The organism is Paenibacillus sp. FSL H8-0283, assembly GCF_045040675.1.
GTDB classification, from domain to species: Bacteria; Bacillota; Bacilli; order Paenibacillales; family Paenibacillaceae; genus Paenibacillus; species Paenibacillus amylolyticus.
The window spans coordinates 138236-152551 of record NZ_CP150295.1; the positions used below are offsets into that span (position 1 = coordinate 138236).

The window sequence follows — 14316 nt, forward strand, 5'->3', positions numbered from 1 at the left end:
CATAACAAAGGAGATGAACAATTATGAACAACATGAACCAAATGATGAAACAAGTGAAGAAAATGCAGGAGCAAATGCTGAAAGCACAAGAGGAACTGGCGGACAAAACAGTCCAAGGTACATCTGGTGGCGGTGTAGTGACGGCTGAAGTTAACGGACACAAGAAATTGCTTGCTATCACGATCAAACCTGAAGCGGTAGATCCGGAAGATGTTGAAATGTTGCAGGATCTCGTTATGACAGCTGTTAATGATGCAATGGCCAAAGCCGATGAGATTGCCAACAAGGATATGGGCAAGTTCACAGGCGGCATGAATATTCCGGGATTATTTTAATTAAAAAATTGATCCTGTCAAAGGAGACACAATCGATTGTATTATCCCGAACCAATAGCCAAGCTGATTGATGCCTTCACCCGGTTGCCGGGTGTGGGTCCCAAGACGGCAGCGCGTTTAGCTTTTCATGTGCTTAACATGAAGGAAGATGACGTTATCGATTTTGCCAAAGCGCTCGTAAGTGTGAAGCGTAATCTTCATTACTGTTCTGTATGTTGTAATATCACTGATACGGACCCGTGTCGCATCTGTCAGGATAAGTCCAGGGATGTCTCTGTAATCTGTGTAGTTCAGGATTCGAAAGATCTGGTGGCCATGGAGCGCACCAAGGAATTCGATGGGTACTATCATGTGTTACAGGGCGCGATTTCACCTATGGAGGGAATTGGCCCAGACGATATTCGTTTGAAGGAACTCCTGGTTCGATTAAGTGATGAACGTATAAAAGAGATCATATTGGCAACGAACCCCAATATTGAGGGTGAGGCTACAGCGATGTACATCTCCCGGTTGGTGCGTCCGTTTGAGATCAGTGTGACCCGGATTGCGCATGGATTGCCTGTAGGTGGCGATCTAGAGTATGCGGATGAAGTGACCCTTTCCAAAGCGTTGGAAGGGCGCAGGGAGATGCGTTAGTGTGATCAATTTGTATTACGCAGCGGACTTCCTTGGAAACTTCGGATGCCAAATAAGTTTCGATATGCAAAGAGAGCCTTAGGGCTCTCTTTTTTTTGTGAAGAAAATGAATGCTCGAGTTCTAAGTTTGTCCTTTCCCTGATAAGTATGAGAATATGCTGTGCTGATCAGGAGGGGGAGAGATTATGTTTTTGTGGCGAAATACACGGAACTCGGTAGAGAAACACAACAGAATGTTGAAGGAACTTGAGGCGGATCAGATCTATGCAGATATTCAAATGGCTAAGCAGGAATGGGAACGGGCTATGAGACAGTTTGAAGATGCACAGGGACAGGATGAGATTGATTATGCTATTTATGTATTGGAGGCAGCTGAGCGGAAGTACCAGATCCACTTGAGAAGAGCAAAGCGAGCCAGAGCTAATGATGATGTTACATCACAGCGAGGGGTTAGTATGTAGAGACACGTTTACATTAAACACGGAGGTGAAACATATGAAGAGTATCATACTGGGAAGTGTATTGGTTATATCGTTACTGGGGCTTATCGTTATTTTATTCAGAAAGCGGATAGGGTTATCGTTTTTCACGTCATTTGGAATTCATCTAGTGCTGGCTGCAGTAGGGATATATATCGTGAATTATTCCGGCTGGATTACAGGGACCTACATCCCGCTGAACCCTGCAACGATAGGGACTGTAACTGTTTTGGGATTGCCAGGTGTGGGGCTATTATTAGGGTTGAAAATTTCTTTGTTCGGATAGTTGACTCGCAGGATATTTATATGGTACATTTTATCTCGTTGCTTTGCTTGCTTGGTTAGATGCTTTAGATGAAATGAAGGAGTTCATTACGAACTTCGAAAAAGAATTTCAAAAAAACACTTGACCAAAACAAACGAAGTATGATATATTATAAAAGTCGCCGCTGAGAGAAAATGGTGACGAAAAAACGAGTTTGATCTTTGAAAACTGAACAACGAGTGAGTAAACATTCTGCTTGCAGAATGAACGCGAAAGTTTGAGACAAGCCTTGGCTTGAATCGACTGGAGCACAAATGAGATTTTTAATCTCGTCAGATTCAAAATGAGCTTATCGCTCTTTTCAATACTTTATTGGAGAGTTTGATCCTGGCTCAGGACGAACGCTGGCGGCATGCCTAATACATGCAAGTCGAGCGGACTTGAAGAGAAGCTTGCTTCTCTGATGGTTAGCGGCGGACGGGTGAGTAACACGTAGGCAACCTGCCCTCAAGTTTGGGACAACTACCGGAAACGGTAGCTAATACCGAATAATTGTTTTCTTCGCCTGAAGGAAACTGGAAAGACGGAGCAATCTGTCACTTGGGGATGGGCCTGCGGCGCATTAGCTAGTTGGTGAGGTAACGGCTCACCAAGGCGACGATGCGTAGCCGACCTGAGAGGGTGATCGGCCACACTGGGACTGAGACACGGCCCAGACTCCTACGGGAGGCAGCAGTAGGGAATCTTCCGCAATGGGCGAAAGCCTGACGGAGCAATGCCGCGTGAGTGATGAAGGTTTTCGGATCGTAAAGCTCTGTTGCCAGGGAAGAACGCTTGGGAGAGTAACTGCTCTCAAGGTGACGGTACCTGAGAAGAAAGCCCCGGCTAACTACGTGCCAGCAGCCGCGGTAATACGTAGGGGGCAAGCGTTGTCCGGAATTATTGGGCGTAAAGCGCGCGCAGGCGGTCATTTAAGTCTGGTGTTTAATCCCGGGGCTCAACCCCGGATCGCACTGGAAACTGGGTGACTTGAGTGCAGAAGAGGAGAGTGGAATTCCACGTGTAGCGGTGAAATGCGTAGATATGTGGAGGAACACCAGTGGCGAAGGCGACTCTCTGGGCTGTAACTGACGCTGAGGCGCGAAAGCGTGGGGAGCAAACAGGATTAGATACCCTGGTAGTCCACGCCGTAAACGATGAGTGCTAGGTGTTAGGGGTTTCGATACCCTTGGTGCCGAAGTTAACACATTAAGCACTCCGCCTGGGGAGTACGGTCGCAAGACTGAAACTCAAAGGAATTGACGGGGACCCGCACAAGCAGTGGAGTATGTGGTTTAATTCGAAGCAACGCGAAGAACCTTACCAGGTCTTGACATCCCTCTGATCGATGCAGAGATGTATCTTTCCTTCGGGACAGAGGAGACAGGTGGTGCATGGTTGTCGTCAGCTCGTGTCGTGAGATGTTGGGTTAAGTCCCGCAACGAGCGCAACCCTTATATTTAGTTGCCAGCACTTCGGGTGGGCACTCTAGATAGACTGCCGGTGACAAACCGGAGGAAGGTGGGGATGACGTCAAATCATCATGCCCCTTATGACCTGGGCTACACACGTACTACAATGGCCGGTACAACGGGCTGCGAAATCGCGAGATGGAGCCAATCCCAACAAAGCCGGTCTCAGTTCGGATTGCAGGCTGCAACTCGCCTGCATGAAGTCGGAATTGCTAGTAATCGCGGATCAGCATGCCGCGGTGAATACGTTCCCGGGTCTTGTACACACCGCCCGTCACACCACGAGAGTTTATAACACCCGAAGTCGGTGGGGTAACCGCAAGGAGCCAGCCGCCGAAGGTGGGATAGATGATTGGGGTGAAGTCGTAACAAGGTAGCCGTATCGGAAGGTGCGGCTGGATCACCTCCTTTCTATGGAGAATCGTTTCCTGCAACGGAAACATTCAAATACAAAATCTAGCCAGGTCGGCTAGTTACTCACTCGTTGCTCAGTTTTGAGAGTTCAAACTCTCAAACGTTTGGTGGCGATAGCGAAGGGGTTCCACACGTTCCCATCCCGAACACGACCGTTAAGCCCTTCAGCGTCAATGGTACTTGGACCGCAGGGTCCTGGGAGAGTAGAACGCCGCCAAGCGTAACCCATTTTGGGTTCAAATAGTATATGTAATGTGGGCCCTTAGCTCAGTTGGTTAGAGCGCACCTCTGATAAGGGTGAGGCCGGTGGTTCGAGTCCACCAGGGCCCACCATCTATACCTTTAAACTTTATATGGGGCCATAGCTCAGCTGGGAGAGCGCCTGCCTTGCAAGCAGGAGGTCAGCGGTTCGATCCCGCTTGGCTCCACCAAAAAAGTTTTACAAGTTTGTTCTTTGAAAACTAGATATCGAAACGAAAAAAACGCGAATTAGAACATTCCTTTTTAGCTGAACTTGTGCAAACAAGTTTCAATAAAAACGGTAGTCAAATTGCTTTTGTGATGGTATCGGGTGAGAGCGACTTTTGGATTTGGACGTAGTCCAAATCAAGGGAAGCGAGCGACCGAAACCGGAACAAAATGGTTAAGCTACTAAGAGCACACGGAGGATGCCTAGGCGCTAGGAGCCGATGAAGGACGTGGCGAACAACGAAACTGCCTCGGGGAGCTGTAAGCAAGCTTTGATCCGGGGGTGTCCGAATGGGGAAACCCAGCTGGGGTAATTTCCAGTTACTCATAACTGAATACATAGGTTATGTAGAGGCATACCAGGGGAACTGAAACATCTAAGTACCCTGAGGAAGAGAAAACAATAGTGATTCCGTCAGTAGCGGCGAGCGAACGCGGAGAAGCCCAAACCAAAGAGCTTGCTCTTTGGGGTTGTGGGACGTCTCACATGGAGTTACAAAGGAACCGGTTAAGCGAAGAGGTCTGGAAAGGCCCGCCAAAGAAGGTAAAAGCCCTGTAGTTGAAAGTCTGTTCCCTCCGAGACGGATCCCGAGTAGTGCGGGGCACGTGAAACCCCGTATGAATCCGGCAGGACCATCTGCCAAGGCTAAATACTTCCTAGCGACCGATAGTGAAGCAGTACCGTGAGGGAAAGGTGAAAAGCACCCCGGAAGGGGAGTGAAATAGAACCTGAAACCGTGTGCTTACAAAAAGTCAGAGCCCGTTTTAGGGGTGATGGCGTGCCTTTTGTAGAATGAACCGGCGAGTTACGTTCCCGTGCAAGGTTAAGGTGAAGAGCCGGAGCCGCAGCGAAAGCGAGTCTGAATAGGGCGACTTAGTACGTGGACGTAGACCCGAAACCGGGTGATCTACCCCTGTCCAGGGTGAAGGTGCGGTAACACGCACTGGAGGCCCGAACCCACGCATGTTGAAAAATGCGGGGATGAGGTGGGGGTAGCGGAGAAATTCCAATCGAACTCGGAGATAGCTGGTTCTCCCCGAAATAGCTTTAGGGCTAGCCTCGGAAAACAGAGTCGTGGAGGTAGAGCACTGATTGGGTGCGGGGCCCGCAAGGGTTACCAAGCTCAGTCAAACTCCGAATGCCATAGACTTACTTCCGGGAGTCAGACAGTGAGTGCTAAGATCCATTGTCAAAAGGGAAACAGCCCAGACCATCAGCTAAGGTCCCCAAGTGTGTGTTAAGTGGGAAAGGATGTGGAGTTGCACAGACAACCAGGATGTTGGCTTAGAAGCAGCCATCATTGAAAGAGTGCGTAATAGCTCACTGGTCGAGTGACTCTGCGCCGAAAATGTAACGGGGCTAAACACACCACCGAAGCTATGGCTTGATGCTTTGCATCAGGGGTAGGGGAGCGTTGTATAAGGGTTGAAGGTGTACCGTAAGGAGCGCTGGACATTATACAAGTGAGAATGCCGGTATGAGTAACGAAAAGATCAGTGAGAATCTGATCCGCCGAAAGCCTAAGGGTTCCTGAGGAAGGCTCGTCCGCTCAGGGTAAGTCGGGACCTAAGGCGAGGCCGAAAGGCGTAGTCGAAGGACAACAGGTCGAAATTCCTGTACCACCGTAAGCCGTTATGAGCAATGGGGGGACGCAGTAGGGTAGTGACGCGGACTGATGGATGTCCGTCTAAGCAGTAAGGCTGATGTGTAGGCAAATCCGCACATTGTAAGGCTGAGCTGTGATGGGGAGCGAAAATTATAGTAGCGAAGGTCATGATCTCACACTGCCAAGAAAAGCCTCTAGCCAGGTGATGGTGCCCGTACCGCAAACCGACACAGGTAGGCGAGAAGAGTATTCTAAGGCGCGCGGAAGAACTCTCGTTAAGGAACTCGGCAAAATGACCCCGTAACTTCGGGAGAAGGGGTGCCCCGGTAGTGTGAATAGCACGAGGGGGCCGCAGTGAAAAGGCCCAAGCGACTGTTTAGCAAAAACACAGGTCTGTGCGAAGCCGTAAGGCGAAGTATACGGGCTGACGCCTGCCCGGTGCTGGAAGGTTAAGGGGAGTGGTTAGGAGCAATCCGAAGCTGTGAACCGAAGCCCCAGTAAACGGCGGCCGTAACTATAACGGTCCTAAGGTAGCGAAATTCCTTGTCAGGTAAATTCTGACCCGCACGAATGGCGTAACGACTTGGGCGCTGTCTCAACGAGAGATCCGGTGAAATTTTAATACCTGTGAAGATGCAGGTTACCCGCGACAAGACGGAAAGACCCCATGGAGCTTTACTGCAGCTTGATATTGAATTTGGGTACGATCTGTACAGGATAGGTGGGAGCCTTTGAAACGTGAGCGCCAGCTTGCGTGGAGGCAACGTTGGGATACCACCCTGATCGTATCTAGGTTCTAACCTGGTACCGTAATCCGGTGCGGGGACAGTGTCAGGTGGGCAGTTTGACTGGGGCGGTCGCCTCCTAAAGAGTAACGGAGGCGCCCAAAGGTTCCCTCAGAATGGTTGGAAATCATTCGAAGAGTGCAAAGGCATAAGGGAGCTTGACTGCGAGACCTACAAGTCGAGCAGGGACGAAAGTCGGGCTTAGTGATCCGGTGGTACCGCATGGAAGGGCCATCGCTCAACGGATAAAAGCTACCCTGGGGATAACAGGCTTATCTCCCCCAAGAGTCCACATCGACGGGGAGGTTTGGCACCTCGATGTCGGCTCATCGCATCCTGGGGCTGAAGTAGGTCCCAAGGGTTGGGCTGTTCGCCCATTAAAGCGGTACGCGAGCTGGGTTCAGAACGTCGTGAGACAGTTCGGTCCCTATCTGTCGTGGGCGTAGGAAATTTGAGAGGAGCTGTCCTTAGTACGAGAGGACCGGGATGGACGTACCGCTGGTGTACCAGTTGTTCCGCCAGGAGCACCGCTGGGTAGCTATGTACGGACGGGATAAACGCTGAAAGCATCTAAGCGTGAAGCCCCCTCAAGATGAGATTTCCCAGTATGTAAGACCCCTTGAAGACGACGAGGTAGATAGGCTGGGGGTGGAAGTGCAGCAATGCATGGAGCTGACCAGTACTAATCGGTCGAGGGCTTATCCAATAGCAAGTTCTAAATCGCGTGTTTCGTTTCGAATCTAGTTTTCAGGGAGCAATCCTTGAATGATGTTGATGATTGTTATTTGGAGAGATACCCAAGTGGCTATAAGGGGACCCTCTGCTAAGGGGTTAGACTGCGTAAGCGGTGCGAGGGTTCGAATCCCTCTCTCTCCGCCATCTTTACCTAAAGATGGACAAGCAATCAAGACACAATTAATATGGCGGTGTAGCTCAGCTGGCTAGAGCGTACGGTTCATACCCGTAAGGTCGGGGGTTCGATCCCCTCCGCCGCTACCATATTACCCAGGAGGCTTAGCTCAGCTGGGAGAGCATCTGCCTTACAAGCAGAGGGTCGGGGGTTCGATCCCCTCAGCCTCCACCATATACGCCGGTGTAGCTCAACTGGTAGAGCAACTGACTTGTAATCAGTAGGTTGGGGGTTCAAGTCCTCTCGCCGGCACCATTAATGCCTGGAACCGTGGTGTAGTTGGCCTAACATGCCTGCCTGTCACGCAGGAGATCGCGGGTTCGAATCCCGTCGGTTCCGCCATTAATCCTAAAAATTAAATATGGCTCGGTAGCTCAGTCGGTAGAGCAGAGGACTGAAAATCCTCGTGTCGGCGGTTCGATTCCGTCCCGAGCCACCTTTAATCCTTGGAGGATTAGCGAAGTGGCCAAACGCATCAGACTGTAAATCTGCTCCCGTACGGGTTCGGTGGTTCGAATCCATCATCCTCCACCAGTTTTATGAGTCATTAGCTCAGTTGGTAGAGCACCTGACTTTTAATCAGGGTGTCGAAGGTTCGAGCCCTTCATGACTCATCTTTAAGAAAAGAGTGATTAATCATTAATTTGATTAGTTGCTCTTTTTTTGTTATGTAATTTTAGCTCAATATGGATATTTATTAATGCTGGGCAAGATATGATAAACTAATAGAAAACATGCAGAGTGGTGACGTTCATTATATGAAGCTCATACCTGATTTAAAACAGCAAATTGAAGTCATTATAGGCACAAATTTGGACGAATATGAAATTACAATAGAAGAATGGATGCAATCTGTTGCCAATCTAGTTGGTAATCATGAAAATTTAGAGACCTTTGGTGATGAAGGTGAGCATCAGGAGTTATCTGATCAATCTGCATCTCCAATTTCATCCGATGTAATCAGTTTGAATACGGGAAAGCGTATATTTTTTAAGGTTCGGATGAATGAGCAAGAAGAGACTGTCGTGTGTTGGGGATGCCCTGCAAAATCAATTACCGTAGAAACACGACAATTGATTGAGCTTTTGATCCGCACTAACACGGCTCTACCCGATGAGGTACAGCCTGTTGTATATGAGAATGATAGGGAGCAGTATTTGACTGAATTGGGTCTCTGGCTTAAAGAGCAGATCGAAGAACCAACCAAGCAGGAATCTGAAGCGGTTCCTGATCGCTTTGTGGTGCCCGCAGGATTAAATGCTGAGAAGATTCTGTTCTTGCTGCAAGGCGATACACCGGATGCACATCGTTTACGGTCCAAGGAACTCAACAAGTTGCTTGAGAGTTACTTTGGCGAGGAGATAGTCTTGATTCCTTTGGGGGAGCAAGAGTGGATTTTCATGGGTGATAAGGAAATTGTTACAGAAGAAGCCGAGGAAGATACAACGGAAGCCAAAAAGGATTCGCTGAACGCCTTTTGTCTGGGGTTACATGAATTGGTTGCCAGTGAGTGGGCTGGGGTGTTCCATCTGTCTGCATCTCTGCCATGCATTCCTGCGCAACAACTTGTATCGGTCACAACTCTTCTTAGAGAGAGTGTTCACTTAGGGAGAGCATTCCATGTTACGCAGCATATTCATCTCCCATGGGATCTTCACCTGGAGAGGTTGGTAGCGAGCATTCCAGATGATCAACGTATACGTTTTATAAAGGAAACTGGCAAAGACACGGTAATCTTCAATGACAGTGAGACACTTGCTACGCTGGAGACCTTTTTTAGCCTGGACTGTAATGTCAGCGAGACAGCGAAACGACTTTTCATTCATCGTAATACGTTGGTATACCGTCTGGACAAGATCAAACAGGAGATTGGCTATGATGTGAGGCACTTCGAAAGTGCCGTTCTAGTGCAGTTTTTACTACTAATGTACAAAGTGACGAAAAAGCATTGATATTTTTGTGCAGTTTGCGAATAGTCAAACCTCACGTAGATAGGGTATTATAAAAATACAAATTGTATTCGATTACAAAATGATCTCTGAGGAGGCAACAATCATGGCTGGAGTACGTTTAGAGCATATTTTCAAAAAATACCCGGGTTCTGATAAAGCAACTGTAGTTGACATTAACCTGGACATTAAAGATAAAGAATTTCTGGTACTGGTAGGTCCGTCCGGTTGTGGTAAGTCAACAACACTTCGTATGATCGCAGGCCTTGAGGAAATTTCTGAAGGTAAACTCTATATCGGTGACCGTGTCGTTAATGATGTTGCACCTAAAGACCGCGATATCGCGATGGTATTCCAATCCTATGCCTTGTATCCGCATATGAGCGTATATCAAAACATGGCGTTTGGTTTGAAATTGCGTAAGGTTAAAAAAGATGAGATCGACAAACGTGTACGTGAAGCAGCTAAAATCCTGGATATTGAACATTTGCTTGAGCGTAAACCTAAGGCATTGTCCGGTGGTCAACGTCAACGTGTCGCTTTGGGACGTGCGATTGTCCGTGATCCACAAGTGTTCTTGATGGATGAGCCTCTCTCCAACTTGGATGCCAAACTGCGTGGTCAAATGCGTGCTGAGATCACTAAACTTGCGAAACGTTTGGAAACAACTGTTATCTACGTAACGCATGACCAGATCGAAGCTATGACGATGGGTGATCGGATCGTTGTTATGAAGGATGGTATCATCCAACAAGCAGCTTCTCCGGAAGAGTTGTATAACCTGCCGGCTAACCTGTTCGTAGCTGGTTTCATCGGTTCCCCGACAATGAACTTTATCTCGGGTAAACTCGCTGAGCAAGGTACTAGCATGCATTTCATAGCTCCTGGTGTGGATGTTGAAATCCCGCAAGGTAAAGCACAAGTGTTGAAATCTAGAGGATACATTGGTAAAGAAGTGATTCTGGGTGTTCGTCCAGAAGACATTCACGAAGAGCCAGTATTCCTGGAAGCATCCCCGAACTCTGTATTCTCTACACACGTCGATGTTACAGAGAACCTGGGTCACGAAATGCTCCTCTACTTGAGCGGTGTTGGTAATGATACAACGATCGCACGTGTAGACGGACGTTCTAACACTCGTGATGGTTCCACAGTTAAAATGGCCATCGACATGAACAAAGTTCATATCTTTGACAAAGAGACTGAAGTGAACGTACTTCTTCAAGACAAATAATACTGGGATTCCTCGGTGACGATGGAACCTGACAGTTAACGCAATTATACATTGTAATGAGAGCCCCTTCCGTTATTGCTGGAAGGGGCTTTTTTAAGATTAATGAATTTATAAGTTTCGGCAGAGTTGAAGGATTAATAATCGTAAGAAAAACACCCCTTAAACTACGAATGTAGTATCCTAGAAGGTGCTTCGATCAGAAGACTTTTCTTACTAATGGTTGTCGGAGGCTGCGATTGCATTCATCCCGGAATTCATTTAAGATTATTTGAAGGTCTGTCTTCATTTATTTGAGAGAATCGACTGTTGGAAGGGTATGCATTCTGTACCCCATGTTGTGAATGCGCTAATAATGGAAATAACTGATACACGATCTGATGTACATAGAGGGACAGCTAATGCTGAAAGGAAGAGACAAATGGCGAAAAAAGTGAAAGTATCTGAACTGGTGCAGCAATTTCAGTTGGAGGTTGTTTCTGGATCTCACGGATTGAAAAGAGTCATTACGGTAGATGACCTGAACCGTCCTGGTCTGGAAATGGCCGGTTATTTTGAATACCATCCACAAGAACGGGTACAGCTGCTTGGAAGAACGGAGTTAGCTTTCTTTGCAATGTTACCTGAGCAAGAGCGGCGCGATCGTATGCAACGTCTTTGTACGGAAGAGACGCCTTGTATCGTTGTCACGCGTGGACTGGAAGTTCCGCAAGAGCTGATTGATATCAGTGAAGAGCAGAATCTGGCTGTACTTCGCAGCAATATGGCTACTACGATCCTATCCAGCCGGATCACAGGATTTCTGGAAAAGAAATTGGCACCAACAGCAACCATTCACGGTGTACTTTGTGATGTCTATGGCGTAGGTATGCTGATCACAGGTAGCAGCGGTATTGGTAAGAGTGAAACAGCGCTTGAACTGGTGAAACGTGGACACCGACTGATTGCCGATGATGCGGTAGAGATCCGCCAAACGTCAGATTTTCAGCTGCACGGTACTGCACCTGAATTGATCCGCCACTTGCTCGAGATTCGAGGTGTCGGTATTATCAACGTCATGACATTATTCGGGGCTGGTGCGGTTCGGAATAACAAACGGATTACTTTGGTTGTACGTCTGGAAGCATGGCAGCAGGATAAACAATATGATCGTCTGGGTCTGGATGAAGAGACTACACGTATCATTGATACGGATGTACCTCTCGTTACGATTCCTGTTCGTCCGGGACGGAACTTGGCGGTTATTATTGAAGTGGCAGGTATGAACTATCGCCTGAAACAGATGGGTCTGAATGCTGCACTGCAATTCACGAACAAGCTGACAGCAACCATCTCGGAAGATATGGAAGACATGGATTAAGAAACATTTTATACAAGGAAATGAAGATAAATGGTTGACATGTACTGCTTCTCTTAAGGCGCAGTGTATGCCAACCATTCGTCATGCGTGCGATTGATTGAATAAATAGGAGTGTGAATGAATGGATACATTATTACTGTTGAACCCGATTGCGTTCTCTATTGGAGCGTTAAAGGTTCACTGGTACGGGCTTATTCTTGGTGCTGCGGCACTTATAGGACTCCTGCTCGTGATCCGGGAGGGCAAACGATACAATATTCCACAGGAAGTGTTTATGGACATGGTCCTGCTGGGTGTGCCTTCTGCCATCATTGGTGCCCGCATCTACTACGTCGCATTTAAATGGGAAGATTATAAAGATAATTTCTGGGATGTTTTTAAAATATGGAATGGCGGTATCGCCATCTATGGTGCCCTTATTGGTGCAATCATCTGTGCAGTTATTTTCTTCCGTCGTAAAGGGTATAACTTCTGGCGTATGGCCGATATCTGTGCGCCTGGACTGCTCGTTGGACAGTTGATCGGACGCTGGGGGAACTTTGTGAATCAGGAAGCCTACGGCGGTCCTGTGGAAGAGTCATTTTTGAGAGACAAGCTTCATCTGCCGGACTTTATTGTGAATCAAATGAACGTAGATGGCGTATTCCACCATCCTGCATTTTTGTATGAATCGATGTGGAGTCTCGTTGGTCTGGTCTTGCTCTTGGTTCTGCGTCGTCAGAAGTTTCTGCGTTCAGGTGAACTGTTCATGTCTTATTTCATCTGGTACTCTATCGGTCGCTTCTTTATTGAAGCTTTGCGTACGGACAGTCTGGGCTTCCAGGCTCCGCAGTGGGTTGCTTCACTAGTGAACGGGTTGTGGTCTCCAATGACTGCAATGGGCTTCGAACAAGGATATCTTGATCCTGCTTACGGTAACGTAAGAATCTCGCAACTGCTCGCGATTGGCATCATTATTGTTGCTGTTGTATTCATTGTGGTGAGAAGAGTGACAGGTAAAGCAGATGTTCGTTACAGTGATCCGATTGTATCGTCCAAAGTTACCTCAGATGATATGGAGCATACGGGAACAGTTGCTGGCAAAGAGAATAAGGTAACACCTCCAGCCAAAGATGAATCCAAGCAAGTTGATGATAAAAAGGAGTAATGCAACATGATTGACACGGTATTGTTTGATCTGGATGGAACAATTATTGATACCAATGAGTTGATTATCAGCTCATTCCAGCATGTCATGGGGGGATGGAAGCATTCAGCTCCATGGACTCGGGAACAGATCATTCCACATATGGGTGGCACACTGGAGCAGCAAATGCGTACCTTCTCTGGCCAGGAGGAAGTCTCCGAGTACGTGAAAGGTTACCGTGCTTATAATGATATCCATCATGAAGCGATGGTTAGACCTTTTCCACATGTTATTGAGGTAGTAGAGGCGCTGCATCAGGCTGGCATTGTTATGGGTGTGGTCACAACCAAAATTCGTCCATCTACATTAAAGGTGCTAGAACGTTTTGACCTATTGAAGTATATGAAGACGATTGTAACAGTAACTGACGTAACGAATCCGAAGCCGCACGCTGAACCGGTACTGAAAGCGATGACGGAACTGAGTGCAGATCCTGCCAAAACGTTAATGGTGGGTGACAGTCCAGTGGATATCCAATCGGCACAGAATGCGGGCGCACTCTCGGCGGGGGTTGCATGGTCCCTTAAAGGGGAAACAATCCTGAACGGATATGGACCCGATCATATGTTGCATGACATGAGAGACTTGTTGAAACTCATCCGTATTGAAACGGGACGTTCATGAGAAAAGTAACCCGCTATCCGGTAGAGGACCAGAATGCACTTTGGCATATCTACAAGACAGTGAGTCCGTGGAAGGGCGTTCGTAATTTTATCTGGATCCAGTTGTCACGTTATTGTCCGATCCTATCGGTGAAGAATTGGATTTACCGCCGAATGCTCGGTATGAAGGTGGGAAAACACACGGCCTTTGGCCTGATGGTGATGGTGGATGTGTTTTTTCCGGAGAAAATAACGGTCGGCGAAAACTCGGTCATCGGTTACAACACAACGATTCTCGCTCATGAGTATCTCATTAAGGAGTACAGGCTCGGTGAGGTGATTATCGGGGAAAATGTATTGATTGGTGCTAACACAACGATTCTGCCCGGGGTAACCATAGGGGATGGAGCCGTTGTGGCTGCTGGAGCAGTCGTACATAAGGATGTTGCACCAGGAGCTTTTGTTGGAGGTAATCCACTGCGTGATTTATCCCGTGCGGCAGCTTCTACGGAAGAAACTGTCTTTAACACGGATGGTTCTTCTCAGGGTAGTGTGCATTGAGTCAATAAAGTAATGAA

At 47.8% G+C, this 14316-nt stretch carries 10 protein-coding genes, 10 tRNA genes and 3 rRNA genes; all 23 read left to right on the plus strand.

Annotated features, from left to right (window positions below; genetic code table 11):
• The first annotated feature begins 23 nt into the window (after window positions 1–23).
• The 23 genes from MHI52_RS00655 to MHI52_RS00765 all read left to right on the plus strand — a co-directional run bounded on the left by MHI52_RS00655 (window position 24) and on the right by MHI52_RS00765 (window position 14299).
• Complete coding sequence (locus MHI52_RS00655; protein ID WP_036607248.1) at window positions 24–335, plus strand: YbaB/EbfC family nucleoid-associated protein; 312 nt, start codon at window positions 24–26, stop codon at window positions 333–335.
• A gap of 36 nt (window positions 336–371) precedes the next feature.
• Window positions 372–971, plus strand: coding sequence for a recombination mediator RecR (recR, locus tag MHI52_RS00660; RefSeq protein WP_036607246.1), 600 nt, complete (start codon window positions 372–374; stop codon window positions 969–971).
• Window positions 972–1204: 233 nt separating this feature from the next.
• Window positions 1205–1432 carry a DUF2508 family protein gene (locus MHI52_RS00665; RefSeq protein ID WP_051447031.1) on the plus strand — a complete coding sequence of 76 codons (228 nt, stop codon included), beginning with the start codon at window positions 1205–1207 and terminating at the stop codon, window positions 1430–1432.
• A gap of 34 nt (window positions 1433–1466) precedes the next feature.
• Window positions 1467–1736, plus strand: a complete 270-nt coding sequence (locus tag MHI52_RS00670; protein ID WP_036607241.1) for a pro-sigmaK processing inhibitor BofA family protein — start codon at window positions 1467–1469, stop codon at window positions 1734–1736.
• A 348-nt stretch (window positions 1737–2084) separates the two neighbouring features.
• Window positions 2085–3637 (plus strand): 16S ribosomal RNA (locus MHI52_RS00675).
• A gap of 106 nt (window positions 3638–3743) precedes the next feature.
• Window positions 3744–3860 (plus strand): 5S ribosomal RNA (gene rrf, locus MHI52_RS00680).
• A 36-nt stretch (window positions 3861–3896) separates the two neighbouring features.
• Window positions 3897–3973 (plus strand) — tRNA-Ile (locus MHI52_RS00685).
• 22 nt (window positions 3974–3995) lie between these two features.
• Window positions 3996–4071 (plus strand) — tRNA-Ala (locus MHI52_RS00690).
• Between the two features lie 210 nt (window positions 4072–4281).
• Window positions 4282–7206, plus strand: a 23S ribosomal RNA gene (locus MHI52_RS00695).
• Together the 16S, 23S and 5S rRNA genes with 10 tRNA genes alongside form the textbook arrangement of a ribosomal RNA operon.
• Window positions 7207–7287: 81 nt before the next feature.
• A tRNA-Ser gene (locus MHI52_RS00700) sits at window positions 7288–7379 on the plus strand.
• Window positions 7380–7422: 43 nt separating this feature from the next.
• A tRNA-Met gene (locus MHI52_RS00705) sits at window positions 7423–7499 on the plus strand.
• Between the two features lie 9 nt (window positions 7500–7508).
• Window positions 7509–7584: transfer RNA gene (locus MHI52_RS00710), tRNA-Val, on the plus strand.
• A gap of 5 nt (window positions 7585–7589) precedes the next feature.
• Window positions 7590–7665: transfer RNA gene (locus MHI52_RS00715), tRNA-Thr, on the plus strand.
• A gap of 9 nt (window positions 7666–7674) precedes the next feature.
• Window positions 7675–7752: transfer RNA gene (locus MHI52_RS00720), tRNA-Asp, on the plus strand.
• A gap of 21 nt (window positions 7753–7773) precedes the next feature.
• Window positions 7774–7846, plus strand: a tRNA-Phe gene (locus tag MHI52_RS00725).
• Window positions 7847–7858: 12 nt separating this feature from the next.
• Window positions 7859–7944 (plus strand) — tRNA-Tyr (locus tag MHI52_RS00730).
• Between the two features lie 7 nt (window positions 7945–7951).
• A tRNA-Lys gene (locus MHI52_RS00735) sits at window positions 7952–8024 on the plus strand.
• Window positions 8025–8144: 120 nt separating this feature from the next.
• Complete coding sequence (locus MHI52_RS00740; protein WP_405158260.1) at window positions 8145–9362, plus strand: PucR family transcriptional regulator; 1218 nt, start codon at window positions 8145–8147, stop codon at window positions 9360–9362.
• 103 nt (window positions 9363–9465) lie between these two features.
• Window positions 9466–10593, plus strand: coding sequence for an ABC transporter ATP-binding protein (locus MHI52_RS00745; protein WP_017691279.1), 1128 nt, complete (start codon window positions 9466–9468; stop codon window positions 10591–10593).
• A gap of 418 nt (window positions 10594–11011) precedes the next feature.
• Window positions 11012–11950, plus strand: coding sequence for an HPr(Ser) kinase/phosphatase (gene hprK, locus MHI52_RS00750; RefSeq protein ID WP_017691278.1), 939 nt, complete (start codon window positions 11012–11014; stop codon window positions 11948–11950).
• A 121-nt stretch (window positions 11951–12071) separates the two neighbouring features.
• Window positions 12072–13097: a prolipoprotein diacylglyceryl transferase gene (gene lgt, locus MHI52_RS00755; protein WP_405158261.1), complete on the plus strand. Its 1026-nt coding sequence runs from the start codon at window positions 12072–12074 to the stop codon at window positions 13095–13097.
• 6 nt (window positions 13098–13103) lie between these two features.
• Window positions 13104–13760, plus strand: coding sequence for a pyrophosphatase PpaX (ppaX, locus tag MHI52_RS00760; protein ID WP_127546290.1), 657 nt, complete (start codon window positions 13104–13106; stop codon window positions 13758–13760).
• Window positions 13757–14299: a DapH/DapD/GlmU-related protein gene (locus MHI52_RS00765; RefSeq protein WP_127546293.1), complete on the plus strand. Its 543-nt coding sequence runs from the start codon at window positions 13757–13759 to the stop codon at window positions 14297–14299. Before ppaX ends, MHI52_RS00765 begins: the two co-directional genes overlap by 4 nt.
• The last annotated feature ends 17 nt before the right edge of the window (window positions 14300–14316 follow it).

What these genes read in the sequence shown, in the direction of transcription:
- MHI52_RS00655 (WP_036607248.1), top strand. Translation starts at nt 24, where the DNA reads ATGAACAACATGAACCAAATGATGAAACAAGTGAAGAAAATGCAGGAG.
- MHI52_RS00665 (WP_051447031.1), top strand. Translation starts at nt 1,205, where the DNA reads ATGTTGAAGGAACTTGAGGCGGATCAGATCTATGCAGATATTCAAATG.
- MHI52_RS00670 (WP_036607241.1), top strand. Translation starts at nt 1,467, where the DNA reads ATGAAGAGTATCATACTGGGAAGTGTATTGGTTATATCGTTACTGGGG.
- MHI52_RS00740 (WP_405158260.1), top strand. Translation starts at nt 8,145, where the DNA reads ATGCAGAGTGGTGACGTTCATTATATGAAGCTCATACCTGATTTAAAA.
- MHI52_RS00745 (WP_017691279.1), top strand. Translation starts at nt 9,466, where the DNA reads ATGGCTGGAGTACGTTTAGAGCATATTTTCAAAAAATACCCGGGTTCT.
- hprK (WP_017691278.1), top strand. Translation starts at nt 11,012, where the DNA reads ATGGCGAAAAAAGTGAAAGTATCTGAACTGGTGCAGCAATTTCAGTTG.
- lgt (WP_405158261.1), top strand. Translation starts at nt 12,072, where the DNA reads ATGGATACATTATTACTGTTGAACCCGATTGCGTTCTCTATTGGAGCG.
- ppaX (WP_127546290.1), top strand. Translation starts at nt 13,104, where the DNA reads ATGATTGACACGGTATTGTTTGATCTGGATGGAACAATTATTGATACC.
- MHI52_RS00765 (WP_127546293.1), top strand. Translation starts at nt 13,757, where the DNA reads ATGAGAAAAGTAACCCGCTATCCGGTAGAGGACCAGAATGCACTTTGG.